Annotated in this window: 15 protein-coding genes; 4 read left to right on the forward strand and 11 right to left on the reverse strand. The window is 66.2% G+C overall.

What is annotated here, in order from left to right; all coding sequences use genetic code 11:
* Positions 1 to 2: 2 nt before the first annotated feature.
* A complete protein-coding gene (locus WDM24_RS38310) occupies positions 3 to 953 on the reverse strand; it encodes a helix-turn-helix domain-containing protein (protein ID WP_338829385.1) in 951 nt (316 codons plus the stop codon).
* A gap of 149 nt (positions 954 to 1,102) precedes the next feature.
* Here WDM24_RS38310 and WDM24_RS38315 point away from each other — a divergent pair, with 149 nt between their 5' ends.
* Positions 1,103 to 1,768 carry an isochorismatase family cysteine hydrolase gene (locus WDM24_RS38315; protein ID WP_338829386.1) on the forward strand — a complete coding sequence of 222 codons (666 nt, stop codon included), beginning with the start codon at positions 1,103 to 1,105 and terminating at the stop codon, positions 1,766 to 1,768.
* A 253-nt stretch (positions 1,769 to 2,021) separates the two neighbouring features.
* On the opposite strand, the gene WDM24_RS38320 is transcribed toward WDM24_RS38315, so the two are convergent.
* Together WDM24_RS38320 and WDM24_RS38325 are read right to left on the reverse strand one after the other, a co-directional pair.
* Positions 2,022 to 3,248 (reverse strand): ABC transporter substrate-binding protein, encoded by a 1,227-nt coding sequence (locus tag WDM24_RS38320; RefSeq protein ID WP_338832521.1) that lies wholly within the window; start codon positions 3,246 to 3,248, stop codon positions 2,022 to 2,024.
* Between the two features lie 54 nt (positions 3,249 to 3,302).
* On the reverse strand, positions 3,303 to 4,505 hold the full coding sequence (locus tag WDM24_RS38325; RefSeq protein ID WP_338829387.1) for a cytochrome P450: 1,203 nt from the start codon (positions 4,503 to 4,505) through the stop codon (positions 3,303 to 3,305).
* Between the two features lie 82 nt (positions 4,506 to 4,587).
* Between WDM24_RS38325 and WDM24_RS38330 the strand changes: the two genes are divergently transcribed.
* Complete coding sequence (locus WDM24_RS38330; protein ID WP_224497025.1) at positions 4,588 to 5,112, forward strand: MarR family winged helix-turn-helix transcriptional regulator; 525 nt, start codon at positions 4,588 to 4,590, stop codon at positions 5,110 to 5,112.
* Between the two features lie 419 nt (positions 5,113 to 5,531).
* On the opposite strand, the gene WDM24_RS38335 is transcribed toward WDM24_RS38330, so the two are convergent.
* Complete coding sequence (locus WDM24_RS38335) at positions 5,532 to 7,391, reverse strand: feruloyl-CoA synthase (RefSeq protein WP_414645788.1); 1,860 nt, start codon at positions 7,389 to 7,391, stop codon at positions 5,532 to 5,534.
* 161 nt (positions 7,392 to 7,552) lie between these two features.
* Between WDM24_RS38335 and WDM24_RS38340 the strand changes: the two genes are divergently transcribed.
* Complete coding sequence (locus tag WDM24_RS38340; RefSeq protein WP_338829389.1) at positions 7,553 to 8,083, forward strand: MarR family winged helix-turn-helix transcriptional regulator; 531 nt, start codon at positions 7,553 to 7,555, stop codon at positions 8,081 to 8,083.
* Positions 8,084 to 8,320: 237 nt separating this feature from the next.
* Positions 8,321 to 10,108: an allophanate hydrolase gene (atzF, locus tag WDM24_RS38345; protein WP_414645653.1), complete on the forward strand. Its 1,788-nt coding sequence runs from the start codon at positions 8,321 to 8,323 to the stop codon at positions 10,106 to 10,108.
* Between the two features lie 80 nt (positions 10,109 to 10,188).
* On the opposite strand, the gene WDM24_RS38350 is transcribed toward atzF, so the two are convergent.
* The 7 genes from WDM24_RS38350 to WDM24_RS38380 all read right to left on the reverse strand — a co-directional run bounded on the left by WDM24_RS38350 (position 10,189) and on the right by WDM24_RS38380 (position 16,835).
* Positions 10,189 to 10,920, reverse strand: a complete 732-nt coding sequence (locus WDM24_RS38350) for a GntR family transcriptional regulator (RefSeq protein ID WP_029082945.1) — start codon at positions 10,918 to 10,920, stop codon at positions 10,189 to 10,191.
* Between the two features lie 43 nt (positions 10,921 to 10,963).
* On the reverse strand, positions 10,964 to 11,356 hold the full coding sequence (gene hpxZ / locus WDM24_RS38355; RefSeq protein ID WP_338829391.1) for an oxalurate catabolism protein HpxZ: 393 nt from the start codon (positions 11,354 to 11,356) through the stop codon (positions 10,964 to 10,966).
* Position 11,357: 1 nt separating this feature from the next.
* Entirely contained in the window at positions 11,358 to 12,755 is a 1,398-nt protein-coding gene (locus WDM24_RS38360; RefSeq protein ID WP_338829392.1) for an AtzE family amidohydrolase, read from the reverse strand.
* 7 nt (positions 12,756 to 12,762) lie between these two features.
* Positions 12,763 to 12,942: a DUF4089 domain-containing protein gene (locus WDM24_RS38365; protein ID WP_338829393.1), complete on the reverse strand. Its 180-nt coding sequence runs from the start codon at positions 12,940 to 12,942 to the stop codon at positions 12,763 to 12,765.
* A gap of 19 nt (positions 12,943 to 12,961) precedes the next feature.
* On the reverse strand, positions 12,962 to 14,815 hold the full coding sequence (locus WDM24_RS38370; RefSeq protein ID WP_338829394.1) for an ABC transporter ATP-binding protein: 1,854 nt from the start codon (positions 14,813 to 14,815) through the stop codon (positions 12,962 to 12,964).
* A gap of 97 nt (positions 14,816 to 14,912) precedes the next feature.
* Positions 14,913 to 15,812 (reverse strand): ABC transporter permease, encoded by a 900-nt coding sequence (locus WDM24_RS38375; RefSeq protein WP_338829395.1) that lies wholly within the window; start codon positions 15,810 to 15,812, stop codon positions 14,913 to 14,915.
* A gap of 9 nt (positions 15,813 to 15,821) precedes the next feature.
* On the reverse strand, positions 15,822 to 16,835 hold the full coding sequence (locus WDM24_RS38380; protein ID WP_338829396.1) for an ABC transporter permease: 1,014 nt from the start codon (positions 16,833 to 16,835) through the stop codon (positions 15,822 to 15,824).
* Positions 16,836 to 16,905: the final 70 nt, after the last annotated feature.

Consider the following 16,905-nt stretch of genomic DNA (forward strand, 5'->3'; position numbering starts at 1 on the left):
CGTCACCCCATCACCTGGTTCGGCGACCGGCCGAACGCGGCCTTGAAGGCGCGGCTGAAATGCGAGACGTCGCTGAAGCCGAAGCTCAGCGCGACGTCGGTGACGTGACTAAAGCGCCGTTCGGCCAGCGCCTGGTAAGCACCAGCGAGGCGCTGCTGCCAGAGCCAGCGGATCGGCGTCGTACCCTCGCGCGCGAACAGGCGATTGAGCGTGCGCGGCGCCATGTGCTGGGCCGTGGCGATCGCATCGAGATCGAGCTCGGAATCGTCGAGATTGGCGAGGATGTAGGCCTTGACCCGCGCCAGCCGTTCATCGCCGTGCCGCGGCATGTCATCCGTCAGCTCGGTCTGCAGCGTCGTCGCCAAAATGTCGAGCGCTGAGGCACCCAGCCGTGTCACGGCAGGCGCGGCTCCATCATCGAGGCGCGCCAGCCGGCGGATCAGCGATCCCGCCAGCGCTCCCACTTTCGAATCGTTGCCGACCCGCCGTGCGGTCAGGCGGTGCGCATCCGGCAGGCGCGCGAGCAGCAGCGGCCGCGGGATCGACACCATGATCGAACGCGCGCTCGGGGCGAATTCGAGCGTGAACGGCTGCGCCTGGTCATGGAGCATGAGATCGCCGCGGCGCATCTGCACCTCGTGTCCCCCTTGTGCAAAGCCGACCTCGCCGCGCAACGTGAGCCACAGCATGAAATAGTCGCGCGGGTCCCTGCGGACGTCGCTGGCGCTACGCACCACCCGGATACGGTCGGCCGCCGGGGTCGACGACCAGATGTCGTTGATCGCAAGCGGGCCGAAATTGCGGATCGAGATCGACGCGGCAAACGCCTCGTCGGCGACCCGGCGGCATTCGGTCAACGAGAACTCGCGGCAGGTGACGTGATGCCAGCGGTCGAAACTGTCACCTGGCGCGACAAGCGTTTGCGCGACGACTGTGTGATCTGGGGTCTGCATCGGACCTTGCTCCCGCCCAACCCTGCAGCGGGATATTCTGCGTCTGCCGTCCGGTTCTGGCAAGCAGAGGCCAGCGAATGGCCGGCGCAGCCAAGAACGGCCGCCGCGGGGGATGTAGAAATACCTCCCTTTAGGAGAGGAGACACCGCATGGGCTACCAATGCGACATCATCGATCCGGCCAGAACTGTCATGATCGTTGTCGACATGCAGAACGATTTCGTGGCCGAGGGCGCCAAGCTGCGTTCCGCGCAAGCCGCCGCCATGGTGCCCCGGCTGGCGCAGACGCTGAAAGCCTGTCGCGACAAGGGCATCCGCGTCATCTACACCGCGCATGTGCACCACCGCGACGGCAGCGACATGGGGCTCTATGACGATCTCTATTCGCCGATCGCCGACCGGTCGTCGCTGGTCGACGGCACCGCGGGCGTCGAGATCTTCAATGACCTCGCACCCGCGCCGGGCGAGCACGTCATCAAGAAGCACCGCTACAGCGCGTTCTTCGCCACCGATCTCGACCTCATCCTGCGCGAATGGGGCATCACGACGGTCATCATCTCAGGGACGACGACCGAGAACTGCTGCCACGCCACGGCGCGGGACGCCATGTTCCACAATTACAAGGTCGTCTTCCTGTCGGATGCGACAGGCACGTTCGACTATCCGGATGTCGGCCAGGGCGCCCTGTCGGCCGACGAGGTGCATCGCGCCACGCTCACGATTCTCGCGTTCTCCACGGCACATGTGATGACGGCGGCCGAGATGCTGGCGCGGGTGAAGGTGACGGACGGTGCAGCGAGTCCGAAGGCGGCGTAGCGAAGAGAGCGATTCTCGCACGGCATATTCGGTCCGCCTCTCCCCTTGTGGGAGAGGCCGGATTGCATCGACAGATGCGATCCGGGTGAGGGGTTCCGGTCCCTCCGCGCAGTACGCCGTGTGGAGAGATACCCCTCACCCGGCCCTCTCCCAACCGAAGTCGGATTTTTCCGACTTCGAAGATTAGACAGCGCAACTCGGGTAAACCCGAGTTGCGCGGGAGAGGGGCGCAGTCGTGTTCGCGGCGAAGAGCTCACTTCACTAGCGAGCAGCCGCCATCGGCCAGCGGGCGGAAGGCCTGATCGGCCGGGATGGTCGCGATCAGCTTGTAATAGTCGTAGGGGTATTTCGACTCCTCCGGCTTCTTCACCTCGAACAGATACATCGGATGGACGACACGGCCGTCCTGACGGATCGCGGTCTCGCCGAACAGCTTGTCCATGCCCTTGAAGGTCTTCAGCTGCGGCACCACGGCCTTGGCGTCGTCGCTGCCGGTCGCGGCGACCGCATTGAGGTAGGCGAGCGTCGCGGCATAGACGCCGGCCTGGTTGCCGCTCGGCATCTTGCCGTTCATGCCGGGACGTGCGGCGAAGCGTTTTGCGAACGCGCGGGTGTCGCCATTCATGTCCCAGTAGAAGGCCTCGAGCAGCTGCAGGCCCTGCGCGACCTTCAGGCCCATGCCGTGGACGTCGTTCACGAACAGCAGGAACGCGACCATGGTCTGGCCGCCCTGCTGGATGCCGAACTCGGCCGCCTGCTTCACCGCGTTGATGGTGTCGCCGCCGGCATTGGCGAGCCCGATCACTTTTGCTTTCGAGTTCTGCGCCTGCAGCAGGAAGGACGCGAAGTCCGACGTGCCGAGCGGATGCTTGCTCGATCCCAGCACCTTGCCGCCGTGCTTCTCGATGTAGTTCGTCGCCTCGGCTTCAATGCCTTTGCCGAGTGCGTAGTCGACGGTCACAAAATACCAGTCCTTGCCGCCGCGCTGCATCATCGCAGCCGCCGTGGTGTTGCCGGTGGCCCAGGCGTCGTTGACCCATTGAATGGTGTTCGGCGAGCAGGCCTTGCCGGTCAGATCGGAGCTCGCGGTCGACGACGCCAGGAACGTCATCCTCGAGTCGCGCAGGATGGTGTTGATAGCGAGCCCGACGGCCGAGTTCGGCACGTCGACAATGGCATCGACGCCTTCGACATCGAGCCATTTGCGCGCGATCGCAGATCCGACGTCGGCCTTGTTCTGGTGATCGGCATAGACGATCTCGACCTTGATGCCCTTGCCGCCGCCGTTGAAATCCTCCGCCGCCATGCGCGCGGCTTCCACCGAGCCCATGCCGTTGGTGTCCTGGAAGATGCCGGAAATGTCGTTGAGCACGCCGACGCGCACCACATCGCCGGAAATCTCCGCGCGTGCGCTGCCTGCGGCGCAGGCCAGTGCCAGCGCCAGACCAATCCTAAATCGCCCAACCCCGAAGCCTCTCATCCTATCCACTCCCATGTTTCCTCAACCAACCTTTTGCCGGTATTGAGCGTCTCGTCAGGCCGGCGTGATCTCGACGGGCAGACTGTTGAGCCCGCGCAGTGTGTTGTTGAAAAGGCGCTTCGGCTCGCCAGTGATTTCGATCTTGGCGACACGACGCGCCAGCGCCGCCATCATCACTTCGCCTTCGAGGCGGGCGACGAGTTGGCCGACACACATATGGATGCCCGAACCGTAGCCGACATGGCCCGACGTACGACGCGTGATGTCGTAGCTATCGGGCTTGTCCCAACGGCGCGGATCACGATTGGCCGCAGCCAGGAACATCAGCACCTTCTCGCCTTCGGGAATACTGGCGCCACCGAGCTCGACGTCGCGGGTCGTGGTACGGAAGAAAGTCTGGACCGGACTTTCGAACCGCACGGCTTCCTCGAAAGCGTTGCGCGCCAGGGTCGGGTCGTCGCGCAGCCTCTCGAACTGGTCGGGGAAGCGGGCAAGGCAGTAGACGGCGGCACCGATGCCGTTGACGGTGGTGTCGAGACCGGCCGATAGCAGCGAGCGCACCAGGAGCGGCGCCTCGGTCGCGGTAATGGCACCGCTATCGACGTGGGCGTGGATGCAGGCGCCGATGCCGCCCGGGGTGAGATTGTCGCGCTGACATTGCTCGGCAATATAGGCCTGATGCGGCGCCGAGCGCTCGATCGCCTGCTTGCGGAGCTCGTTCGGCGGCCCGAAGGCGTTGAACACCAGGCTTGCGTAAGGCAGCAGATGCTCGCGGCCCTCCGGCCGCAAGCCCAGCGCATCCGGGAAGATCGACAGCGGATAGGCTTCCGCAAGGTCCTCGATCGCGTCGAAACTGCGCTTCTCCAGCAGCGCATCGACGCGGGCCTCCGCAGCGGCGGCAAACCGCCCGCGAAGCTGCTTCATCACGGTCGCCGACAGCACCGTGCTCAGCACAGTGCGGGTGCGGGTGTGCGCCGGCGGGTCGGCCTCGAGGATCAGGCTCGGCGGCCGCCACGGCTTCTCCTTGGAGAAGTCGCTGAGGCCCACGCCGCGGCTGGAGCAGAACGTCGCGGGATCGTTCAGGACCGCATGGACCTCGGCATAGCGGGCCACGCCGTAGACGTTCAACTTGTCGAGATAGACCACGGGTGCGGCCTCGCGCAGCCGCTCATGGGTCGGGAACGGATCGGCGAAGAATTCGAGCGCGAACGGATCGACGTCGAGATGCGGGACGGACGTCCCTGCCGTTGCAGTCATCGGGACCTCCCGAGGTTTGATCTTGTCAACACGGGCCGCATGTCTATTGCTCCCGAGCAGTTTCGCAGCGATGATTTGAGAAATGAGCAGCCAGCCCCTCCCCCGAAAGCCCCGCCGGCCGAGACCGGCCGATCCCGCAGACGCCACCGACGGCCCGCTGCTGGACCTCAACCGCTATGTGCCGGCGTTCATCACCTTCATCGGCAACAAGCTGTCGAACAGCGCCACCGCCTTTTACCAGAAGAACTTTGGCGTCAACGTCACCGAGTGGCGAATCATCTCGCAACTGGCGATCGAGCCGGGGATTCCAGCCTCGCGGATCTGCCAGGTGATCGGCTTCGACAAGGGCCCGGTCAGCCGCAACCTCGCGGCACTGCAGAAGCGCGGGCTTTTGACGATCCGCACGGCGCCCGACGACGGCCGCACCCATTCGATCACGCTGACCGCGCGCGGCCGCGCCATTCATGACAGGGTGATCGTCGCGGCGCTGGAGCGCGAGCGGCGGCTGCTGTCGTGCCTGAAGAAGGACGAGCGCGAGGTGCTGATCGACCTGTTGCGCCGGTTGCACGAGAATCTCGGCGCCGTGACCGGGCAAAGCACGACCTGACCGTACGGCGGGACCCTGCGCCACCGCGATATTCGCCCGGTCTTCCATGCGTGCTGCTCGCGCGCTGCTGCGCAATATTTTCCTCCCAAACGCGTGGCCGTTGACCGGCCCTGTCCCGATTGGCACGGAAACTCGCACAGCTTAGTTGCCATGGCAACTAAAAATACGAACCCTTGCCGGGCAAGGCTCCGGGGAACCGGTGCGGACGGCTCAAGTGTATGGTCCGCCAGACGTTCCACAAACTCGGTGTCGTCCCGGCCTCCGAGCCGGGACCCATAACCACCAATGCTGATTATTGCGCGCCAGCGGAACGACGACCTTTGTACACAACGTCGGCCGCGGAGTATGGGTCCCTGCTTTCGCAGGGACGACGGCGGTGTACGTGGCGCCCTGCCAGCACCCTACCGGTACAAATCACGTCACGAGCCCGCGCAGGCGATCGGCTCGGCCGACGCGTCGTCCTCCAGGACCGCCACTGCTGCGACGCGGCGCGTCAGCACGGCGCGCTGGTTGATGTAGCCCTTGTCGGTGATCTCCCCGCCGTCGACGGAAGCGGGCTCGGCGAGTAGCAGCGCACGGGTGGCGTGGCCGGAGGAATGACCGCCTTGCGCCTTCAGCCTTGCGAGCCCCTGCCCGATCGCGGAGCGGATCGCAGGATGGCTGATCACCTCTCGCACGTCGGCGCTCTCGGAAAGTTCCGCCAGTGCGCGGCAGGCGGCAATGTTCGGAAACACCAGGAACCGCACCTCGTCGCAGCCATGGCCGGTGACGACGATGTCCTGCGCAAGCGGGGCCAGTGCCGCGATGCCAGCGACACGCAGGGTGCCGACGCTGACCCAGGTTCCTGAATTGAGCTTGAAATCCTCGGCGACGCGGCCGTCGAAGAACAGGCCGAGATCGGGCCGGTCAAGATCGGCGAAGGTGACGGCGTCGCCGATCTTGTAAAAACCCTCGTCGTCGAAGGCCTGGGCGGTGAGTTCGGGCGCCTTCCAGTAGCCCGGCGTGACATTGGGCCCGCGCACCCGCACCTCGAGCTTGTCGCCCGACGGCACAAGCTTGAGTTCGGTGCCGGGGATCGGCACGCCGATATTGCCGGAGCGCTTGGCGAGGAAGTGGCAGTCGGTCGCGAGCGGCGAGGTTTCTGTCGAGCCCCAGGCCGACACCATCGGCAAGCGCCGCCCCACGGTCTGCAGTGACAATTCCTCGAGCGCGTCCCACAGATTCTGCGGCAGCGCCGCGCCGGCATAGAAGGCGAATTTGGTTCCTTCGAAGAATTTGCGGCGCAGTTCGTCGTCGGTGCGCAGCGCCGCGATCAGCATGTCGAAGCCGCGCGGCACGTTGAAATAGACCGTCGGCACCACGCTGCCCAGATTGGCGAGCGAGGTCGCGAACAGGCCGGGCGCCGGCTTGCCGCCGTCGATATAGAGCGTGCCACCGTTGCGCAGCACCAGATTGAAATTGTGGTTGGCGCCGAAGGTGTGGCTCCAGGGCAGCCAGTCCAGGATCACAAGCTCGCCACCGGACTGATCGAGGAACGTCCAGGTCTGCGCCTTGGCCTGCTGGCTCGAGGTCAGCATGCGCTGGGTGTTGATCACGGCCTTCGGCGTGCCTGTTGACCCCGAGGTAAACAGGAATTTTGCGATCGTGTCCGGCGTCACCGCCGCGAAGGCTTTTGCAATCTCGGGCGCCTCCGGCGTCGCTGCGACGGTGCGGAACGGCAATGCGTCGGCATCGCCGGGATTGCCGCTAACGATGGTCGCCCGGTGCAGCGGCTTGATCGCGGCCAGCGCCGGCGCGAACGGTTTTGTGCCCGTGACATAGATCGCGCCGGGATCGAGCAACGCGATCATGCTCCTCAACTTGTCGAAGTCTTTCGACATCAGCGAATAGGCCGGCGAGATCGCGGCCGAAGGCACGCCGACGTGCTGGGCGGCGAGCGCAAACAGCGCGTGATCGATGCCGTTGTCGGACAGAATGACGAGTGGTCGCTCGGCGCTCAGCCCTTGCGCCAGCACCCACGATGCGACCCGCCGCACGATATCGAGCGCATCGCGATAGGTGACGGTGCTCCAGGGCGCCTCGGCACTGGCGCGCTCGCCGAGGAAGATGCGATCCGGCGCCTGCCGCGCCCAGTGCTCCAGCCAGTCGCCGATGCAGCGGGCGCCTTGCTTCAGCGGCGTGGTGGATCGAACCAGGATGCTGCCGTCATCGCGGCGGTCGGCAACGATCGCGGGCGTCGCGAACAGGCGGTGCGGATTGTCTGCGCTGGCGGCGGCCATCGTCATGATTTCCTCCTCGCCCGTATCTTGCGGGACCGCACTGCAACATCGTGCAGCATCGCGGTCCCGGCCGGGCTCTTTGGCGATAATGTTGCGGACATCAATTGTTGTCGTCAACAACAATCTTTCCCTTAGGCCGCGGGCGCGCTAGCATCGCCGCCATGGCAAGCCAGCAAAAGACGTCGCGCAAGGCGACAGGAACCGGAGCGGCAATCCGCCGCCCCCACGCGCGGGCGACGAACGGCCGGGAACATGGCGGCGACGCCGGCGATGAGATCGGCCTCGACGCGCTGGCCGGCCACGCCGGCTATGCAGTGCGGCGCTTCCAGCTCTGGATCTTCCAGGACTTCATCAAGACGCTGGCCGCGGCCGATATCCGTCCGACCCAATATTCGGTCATGACCGTGATCGGGGCCAATCCGGGCCTGAGCCAGATGGCGGTGGCCAAGCGGCTCGGGATCGAGCGCGCGCGGCTGGTGCATCTGCTCGACAGCCTCGAGGAACGCGACTTCGTCAGCCGTATCCCCTCCGCCACCGACCGCCGCACCCATGCGCTGCATTTGACCGCGCGCGGCAAGACCGCGCTGGCCCAGTTCAAGCGGCTCGCTGCCGAGCACGAGCGGCACGTCGCCGAGAAGATCGGCAAGGAAAACCGCGAGCGGCTGCTGCAGATCCTTGCCTGCTTCACCTGACCTCTGGGTCAGATTTCGGCTTGATCAGACCTGCCTTAAAATTAGGCAGAAGCATTCGCAGGCGAGTCTTCCGCAGTTACTGGCGACGGCTTCAAACAATTGATATTGTGCAATAATCTGCCGTGACGCGAGCGCAGTCGAATTGTACACAATGGCACATTGCTTGCTTCGATCAGGCTGCAATTCCCTCGCGGAGGGCATCCGATGCCTTGCCGCTCAACAGACGGGGCCAACCACGTGACTGAAACTGTCGCCGCGATCGTTGCCGCGCATCGCGCCGGGACCATGACGCCGGCCCAAACCGTGGCGCGCAGCTACCAGCGCATCCGCGAGCACAACGATCCCGCCATCTTCATCAGCCTGCGTGACGAAAAGGAGGCGCTCGCCGAGGCTGAGCGTCTCACCGACCCGACGCTGCCGCTCTCCGGCGTGCCGGTCGCCGTGAAGGACAATATCGACGTCACGGGCCTGCCGACCACCGCGGCCTGCCCGGCCTTCTCCTACATGCCGGCGCAGGATTCCACGGCAGTCGCAAAGCTGCGTGCGGCCGGCGCCATCATCATCGGCAAGACCAATCTCGACCAGTTCGCCACCGGCCTGGTCGGCGTGCGCTCGCCCTACGGCATTCCCAAGAATCCGGTGCGCGGCGATCTCGTGCCCGGCGGATCGAGCTCAGGCTCCGCGGTCGCGGTATCAGCGGGACTGGTGCCGCTGTCGCTCGGCACCGACACCGCGGGCAGCGGCCGCGTACCGGCGATGCTCAACAACATCGTCGGCCTCAAGCCGAGCCTCGGGCTGATCTCGAACGCGGGACTCGTGCCTGCGTGCCGAACGCTCGACTGCATCTCGGTGTTCTCGCTGACCGTCGACGACGCGCTGGCCGCGCTCGCCGTGATGGCCGGGCCGGATGACGCCGATCCGTTCTCGCGCGACCGGCCGCTGGCACCGCTCGCGGCGTTTCCGGCCAAGCTGAAGCTCGGCATTCCCAAAAGCGGCCAGCTGATCTTCTTCGGTGATCGCGAAGCCGAGCAAGCCTATGGCGAGGCATGCACGCGATGGCAGTCGCTCGGCGCCGACCTCGTCGAGTTCGATCTCGAGCCGTTCTACGAAACCGCCCGGCTGCTTTATGAGGGCCCCTGGGTCGCCGAGCGCTATCTCGTGATCCGCGACCTGCTGGCGTCGTCGCCTGACGCAATCCATCCGGTGACCCGCGAGATCACGATCGGCGGAGCGCGGCTCACGGCGGCCGATACGTTCTCCGCGCTGTATCGGCTGCAGGCGCTGCGCCGTGTCGCCGCGCGCATCTTCGCGCAATGTGATGCGATCGTGCTGCCGACGGCGCCGACCGTCTATTCGACGGCTGACGTGCTGGCCAACCCGATCGAGCTCAACTCGCGGCTCGGCACCTACACCAATTTCGTCAACCTGCTCGATCTCTGCGGCCTGGCGCTGCCGGCAGCGATGCGGCCCGACGGCGCGCCGTTCGGCATCACGCTGCTCGCGCCCGCCGGCCGCGACGCCGAGCTTGCCGGCATCGGCCGCGTGTTCCACGCCGACACCGGACTTGCCATCGGCGCCAAGTCGCTGCCGCAGCCACCGCTTGCCGCAGTGCCGGCGCAGGCCGGGGCCGGCGAGATCATCATCGCGGTGGTCGGCGCGCATCTGTCCGGCATGGCGTTGAACCATGAGTTGACGACGCTCGATGCGCGCCTGCTGGAGGAGGCGGTCACCGCGCCGGACTACAGGCTCTACGCACTCGACACCACGCCGCCGAAGCCCGGCATGCTGCGCATCGAGCCGGGCGCGGGTCACGCGATCAAGCTCGAGCTCTGGGCGATGTCGCCGGCCGCGTTCGGAAAATTCGTCGCCGCGATCCCGCCGCCACTGTCGATCGGCACCATCAGGCTCGCCGACGGACGGCAGGCCAAGGGCTTTATCGTGGAGCCTGCCGCGATCAACGGCGCGAAGGATATTTCCGCCTATGGCGGCTGGCGGGCGTTCATGGCGGAGAAGGCGAAAATATAGCCGCAGCGGAGATGCGCTCCCTCGCCCCGCTCTTGCGGGGAGAGGGGCATCCCACCGCCAGGCGGTGCGAGTTGAGAGACCTACACCGACACCGCGTAGGTCTCGTATTCGCCGCGTACCTGCTCGATATGGGCGCGCATTGCGGCGGCGGCGCCCGGCTTGTCGCCGCGCATGATGGCGACCACGACGCGGTCATGCTCGGCGTGCGACTTTGCCAGCCGCCCGAGGTTGCGGAATTGGGCGCGGCGGAACGGCTGCACGCGCACCCGCGTCGCCAGCGTGATCTCGGCGATATAGGCGTTCTGCGAGCCGGCATAGATCGCGTTGTGGAAGCGCTCATTGACCTCGTGGAAGCGCTCGGGATTGCCGGTGTAGCTCAAGACCCGCAGCTCCTCATGGACCGCTTCCAGCGCGTGGCGCTCCGCCGGCGTCATCCGCTCGGCGGCGAGGCCGGCGCACATCGCCTCCAGCTCGGCCATCGCCTCGAACATGCCGGTGAGTCTTTCAAGGGACGGCCGCGCCACCACCGCGCCGCGATGGGCGCGGGCATCGATCAAGCCGCTGGCGGCAAGCTGCCGCAGCGCCTCGCGCACCGGCGTGCGGGAGACGTTGAAGCGGCGCGCGAGATCGGTCTCATCGAGCCCGGCGCCCGGCGGCAGCGTGCCGCGCACGATCTCGTCGGCGAGCTGCAGCCGCAGCTCTTCGGCGCGGGTGATCTTGTCGGTGAGCGACGACGGCCGATCCACCCGGCGCACGGCCGCGTCGGGCTCTGCGCCCGGCGGCATCCGCGTCGGAAGATCGTCCAGGCTCATGCCTCAAGCGCCCTTTCAAGCAGTCCAGTTCAAACGCCCATACTCAAGCGCCTTTGGGCTCGTCGATGACGCTTACATGGGCCGCGACGATTCTCCAGCCCTCGGGGAAGCGAATCCACGTCTGCATCTGCCGCCCCACTCTACCCGGTGTGCCGTCCCGATAAAACAGCGTCGAGGCGATCGCAGTGTCGCGGCCATAGGTCGTGATCACGGTGCGGTCGATCTTGCGCATCAGGCCGACCGGCGAGCGCCCGGCGCGAAACGCCATGATCTCGGCGTAGCCATAAAGGTTCTCGCCGATGCCGTAGCGCAGCGTGCGGCTGTCGTTGCGGAACAGTTCGTCGAGCACCGCGACATCGTTCGAGACCAGCGCTTTCTCGTAGCGCTGGAACTGCGCGGTGACCTCGGCGACCACGTCGGGAAGATCGATATCCATATTAGAACCCTCTCGGCGCGGGAGCCGCAGCAACGCCCATCTGTTCCAACGCGTAGGCGACCCGCAGCGCGATGTCCTCGCGCCACGGCGCCGCAATGATCTGCACGCCGATCGGCATCGGCTCAAGCGGCACCGGCACGGCCACCACAGGCAGGCCGATGAAGGAGATCGGTTGGGTGTGGATGCCGATATTGGCGCGCACCGGCAGCTCGACGCCATCGAGCGTGAAATTGACCTGACCGAGCTTCGGCGCAGTACACGGCGTCGCCGGCGCGAGGATCACGTCGACCGACTGGAACAGCTCCGCTGCCTTGGCGCGGAACCAACGGCGGAATTTCTGCGCCTTGTCGACATAGACGGCCGGAACCATCGCGCCCGCGATGAAGCGGTCGCGAACCGCCGGATCGAAATCGTTGGGACGCTTGCGCAGGCGATCGAGGTGCAGTGCGGCGCCCTCCGTCGTGGTGATGATAAAGGCCGCGGCGCGGGCGCGCGCGGCTTCCGGCAGCTCCACGGTCTGCGTGGCGCCGAGCGCCTTGGCGACACGCGCGACCGCTTCAGTCGCCTCCGGAAACACGTTCTGCTGGAAATAGCCGCCGGCGATCGCAACGCGCAGCCGGCCGACGTCATTGGCAAGCAGCGGCACGGTCGGCTCAACCGATCCCACGATGCAGGCCGGATCATCGGCATCAGGCCCCTGCATCGCGTCATAGGCGAGCGCGAGATCCTTCACGCTGCGCGCCAGCGGACCGAGATGGTCGAGGCTTGCGACGAACGGATAGGACCGCGCGCGCGACAGCCGACCATAGGTCGGCTTCAGGCCGAAGGTGCCGCAGAACGACGACGGCACGCGGATCGAGCCGTTGGTATCGGAGCCGAGCGCGATCGGCACCAGTGCGCCGCCGACGGCGCTGCCCGAGCCGCCCGAGGAGCCGCCGGTCATCCGCGTCGGGTCATGCGGATTGCGCGACGGGCCGTCATGCACGTTCTCGCCGGTGAAGTCGTAGGCGTATTCGCCCATGTTGAGCGCGCCGACCAGCACGGCGCCGGCGGCTTCCATCCGCTCGATCAGCGCGGCATCGCGCGGCGACGGCGGCAGGTCGCGGTTGATCTTCGAGCCGGCGCGGGTCGGGAGGCCCTGCACGTCGAACAGGTTCTTCACCGCGAAGGGAACGCCGGCGAGCGGGCCGACCGATTGACCCGCCGCGATCACGGCATCGATTGCCCTGGCCCTGGCGCGTGCACGATCGGCGGTGACGTCGGTGAAGGAATTGAGCACCTTGTCATGCGCCGCGATGCGCGCGAGCGCAGCCTCGGTCGCTGCGAGGGCTGTCATCTTGCGGCTTGATACGGCCTGCGCGATTTCGGCGGCCGACATGGAAGCGGGAGTTTCGGACATCGCAGTCTCAGGTCGAATAGACCGCGGCCGACACGATCTCGTCCGGCAGCGGGAAGTCATCGACCAGCCGCGCCAGCCGCAGCGAGACCTCGAGATTGGTGCGCACCGCGGGACGCCAGGCGTCTTCCAGCGGCAACGCCATCGCGCGGGCGACGGCATTCATGTAGTCGTCGAGATGGTCGGCCATTTCGCTCCCAATAAATTTCTCAAGCAACCGGCAACGGCGGATGCGGGATCGCCGTCAGCAGCTCCCTTGTATAGGCATCCTGCGGATTGCCCAAGACTTGTTCGGACGTGCCCTGTTCGACGATGCGACCGGCCCGCATCACGATGACGCGATCACACAGCAGGCGCACCACATTGAGGTCGTGCGACACGAACAGATAGCTCATGCCCATCGACTGCTTGAGGTCCTGAAGCAGATTGAGCACCACCGCCTGCACCGAGACGTCGAGTGCCGCGGTCGGCTCGTCCAGGATGACGAGCTTCGGGTGCAGCGCGATCGCGCGCGCGATGCCGACGCGGGCCTTCTGGCCGCCGGAAAGCTGGTGCGGAAAGCGGTCCAGAAGATTGACCGGCAGGCCGACCAGCCGCGCGAGCTCCTCGCAGCGGTCGCGGAGCGCGTCGCGCCCCCTGATGTCGCCCAGCTGCATGATCGGGTCCGCGATGGCGCGCGCCGCGGTGAAGCGCGGGTTGAGGCTGTCGGTCGGATCCTGGAACACCATCTGGATCTGGCTGCGCCGCGGCAGCCGCGCGAAGGACTGCGGCATGATGCCACCGATGTCCTCGCCGTCGAACAGGATGCGGCCGGAGCTCTGGTCCAAGAGCCGCATCACCATCATCGACGTCGTCGACTTGCCGCAGCCGGACTCGCCGACCAGCCCGACACTCTCGCCATGATCGATCGAGAAGCTGATGCCATCGACGGCGCGGAAGATCTCCTCCTCGACCGGCGGCTTGCGACCGAACAGTTTTGCCAGCACCGAGCCCGCGCCCTGGCGCGGGTATTCCTTGACGAGCTTTTCGACCGACAAGAGCGGCTGTGTTCTCTCGTCACCCCCGGGCTTCTTCCCCCTCTCCCCGCTCTTCGCGGGGAGAGGGTTGGGGTGAGGGGCTCCGTCCGCGAGCAGAGTGCTTGGAGAGAGCCCCTCACCCGCCACGCTCTGGCGCGCAAGTGCGCTGCCGAGCGTGTCGGCCTCTCCCCGCGAAGAGCGGGGAGAGGCTGAAGAAGCCTCCTCCTCCGGCAACAAATCCCGCAGCGACACGCCGAGCCGCGGCGTCGCGCGCATCAGCTTCTTCGTGTAGTCGTGCTGTGGCGACGCGAAAATGTCGGCCGACTTCGCGGTCTCGACCACGCGGCCCTTCTCCATCACCACGACGCGGTCACAATAGGCGGCAGCGAGGCCGAGGTCATGCGTGATCAGGATGGTCGACATCGCCCGGCGCCGGGTCAGTTCGACGATCAGGTCCATCACCGCCTTCTGGGTGGTGACGTCGAGGCCGGTGGTCGGCTCGTCCGCGATCAAAAGCTGCGGATTGCAAGCCAGTGCGAGCGCGATGACGACGCGCTGGCACATGCCGCCTGAGAGTTCGAACGGATAGGCGTGATAACGCTCGCGCGGACGCGCGATCTTGACCTGCTCCAGCGCCTCGATCGCCTTCTCGCCGCGGTCGGTGACCTGTGCCTGCTGGACATGCTGGCGCAGCACATCCTCGATCTGATGCCCGACCTTGCGGATCGGATTGAGGGCGGCGCGCGGATTCTGGAAGATCATCGAGACTTCGCGGCCGCGCAGATCGCGCATCTGGCTCTCGCTCGCCGCCTTGACGTCGATGCCGGAAAACATCACCGAGCCGTCGGCGATCCGGCCGGCCCGATCGAGGATACGCATCACCGCGTACGAAGTCACCGACTTGCCGGAGCCGGACTCGCCGACGATGCCGACGGTCTCGCCCTTGCCGACCGAGATGTTGACGTGCTGCACCGCCTTGACGATGCCGCGGCGGGTGGTGAACTCGACCGTGAGGTCGCTGACGTCGAGCAGGGGCTGAGCGGTCATGCGCGCCTCCCCCCATGCGATGCGTCATCCAAAAATCCGCAAAACAACCCCATGCAAAGTAGCGGAGAGGTAGCGCGACACCGTGCCGAGACAGTCATCAGGTCCTCCGCTGCGGATCGACGATGTCGCGCAGGCCGTCGCCGAGCAGGTTGAAGCAGAACACCGCGATCATCAGCGCAAGGCCCGGGAACAGCGCGATCCACCATTCGCCTGAGACCATGAAGCCTGCGCCCTCGGCCACCATGATGCCCCACTCCGCGGTCGGCGGCCGGACGCCAAGCCCGATGAAGGACAGGCCGGCGGCGTTGAGGATCGCATAACCCATGGTCAACGACATCTGCACGATCATGATCGGCATGATGTTCGGCAGAATGTGCCCGAGCAGGATGCGGTATTCGCCGTTGCCGGAGAGCCGCGCCGCCTGCACGAAGCCGGCATTGCGGCGGACGTTTGCTTCTGCGCGCGCGACGCGGGCATAGAGCGGGAAGTTCACGATCGCGGTCGCGATGATGATATTCTGCACGGTGTTGCCGAGTGCCGCGACGATGCCCATTGCCAGCACGAACAGCGGAAACGCCATGATGGTATCGGCGATGCGGCCGACGATGCGGTCGGTCCAGCCGCCGAAATAGCCGGCGGCGATGCCGGCCAGCCCGCCCATCAGGAACACCAGCACGACGGAAGCGACCGCGATGAAGGTGTCGAGCCGCGTCGCCACGATGACGCGGCTGAAGATGTCGCGGCCGAGCTGATCGGTGCCGAACCAGTGCGCGGCGGACGGCGGCTTCAATGCAGCCGCGGTATCCGAGGCGAGCGGATCGTACGGCACCACGTAGGGCCCGAACAGCGCGGCAAACAGGATCACGATCAGCAGCGCGAAGGCAAAGCCGGTGACCTTGTTCTCGCCGAGGACGTAGCGGGTTTGCTCAATGACCGCGGCGAGACCGGAGGTGCGTGCGGGACCGACCGGCTCAACAGTGGGGGCAACGCTGCTCATCTGTCCTCCCTACCCTTCCAGCCTGACGCGCGGATCGATCACGCCATAGAGGATGTCGATCAGCAGATTGAGCAGCACGTACATGACCGCCATGGTCAGCACGAAGCCCTGCACCGGCGCGAAGTCGGATGCGATCAGCGCCTCGACCGCGTAGGAACCGATGCCGGGCCAGGCGAACACTTTCTCGACCAGCACGTTGGCGCCGAGCAGGAAGGAGAACACCATGCTGAGCGTGGTAATGACCGGCAGCATCGCATTACGAAACGCATAGGTGACGATCACCTTGCCGGGCGACAGGCCGCTGGCGCGCGCGGTGCGGACGAAATCGGAGGCCAGCACCGCCAGCATCGAGGCGCGCGTCATGCGCGCGATCGGCGCCAGCGAGAAGATCGCGAGCGTCACCGCCGGCAGGATCAGCTGGCTGAGCGCCGAACGGAACGCCTCGAAGTCGCGCGCGATCAGCGTGTCGATCAGATAGAAGCCGGTGACGGTCGGCGGTGCGCTATAGAACACGTCGAGCCGGCCGAGCGGCGCCGGCGCCCAGCCGAGCCGGAAGTAGAACACGTAGACCAGCACAAGCCCGGTGAAGAACACCGGCAGCGAAACGCCGGCCGTCGTGGTGACGCGGCAGAGATGGTCGATCCAGGAGCCCGGCCGCGTCGCCGCCAGCACGCCGAGCGGGATCGCGATCACGATCGAGACGACGAGGCCGAGCAAGGTCAGCTCGGCCGATGCCGGCAGCCGATTGCGCAGCTCGGCGGCGACCGGCTGTCCGGTGGTCAGCGACGTGCCGAGATCGCCATGGGCGAGATCGTTGCTGTAGCGGACGAACTGCTCGATCAGCGGCTTGTCGAAGCCGAGCTTCTTCCTGATCTGATCGACCGCCTCTTTCGTTGCCGCAGGCCCTGCAAAATACGCCGCGGGATCGCCCGGCAATGCGCGCGTCAAGAGAAACGTCACGATCACGACCCCGATCAGCGACGGAATCGCGAACAGCAACCGCTTGCCGATCAGGGTCCGCATGGGCCGCTCCTGACGTGAGCGAAAGCCGCAACGGGACTGCGGGGGCTCCCTCCCCCCTTGCGGGGGAGGG

Source organism: Bradyrhizobium sp. 27S5, from assembly GCF_037217225.1.
Classification (GTDB): domain Bacteria; phylum Pseudomonadota; class Alphaproteobacteria; order Rhizobiales; family Xanthobacteraceae; genus Bradyrhizobium; species Bradyrhizobium septentrionale.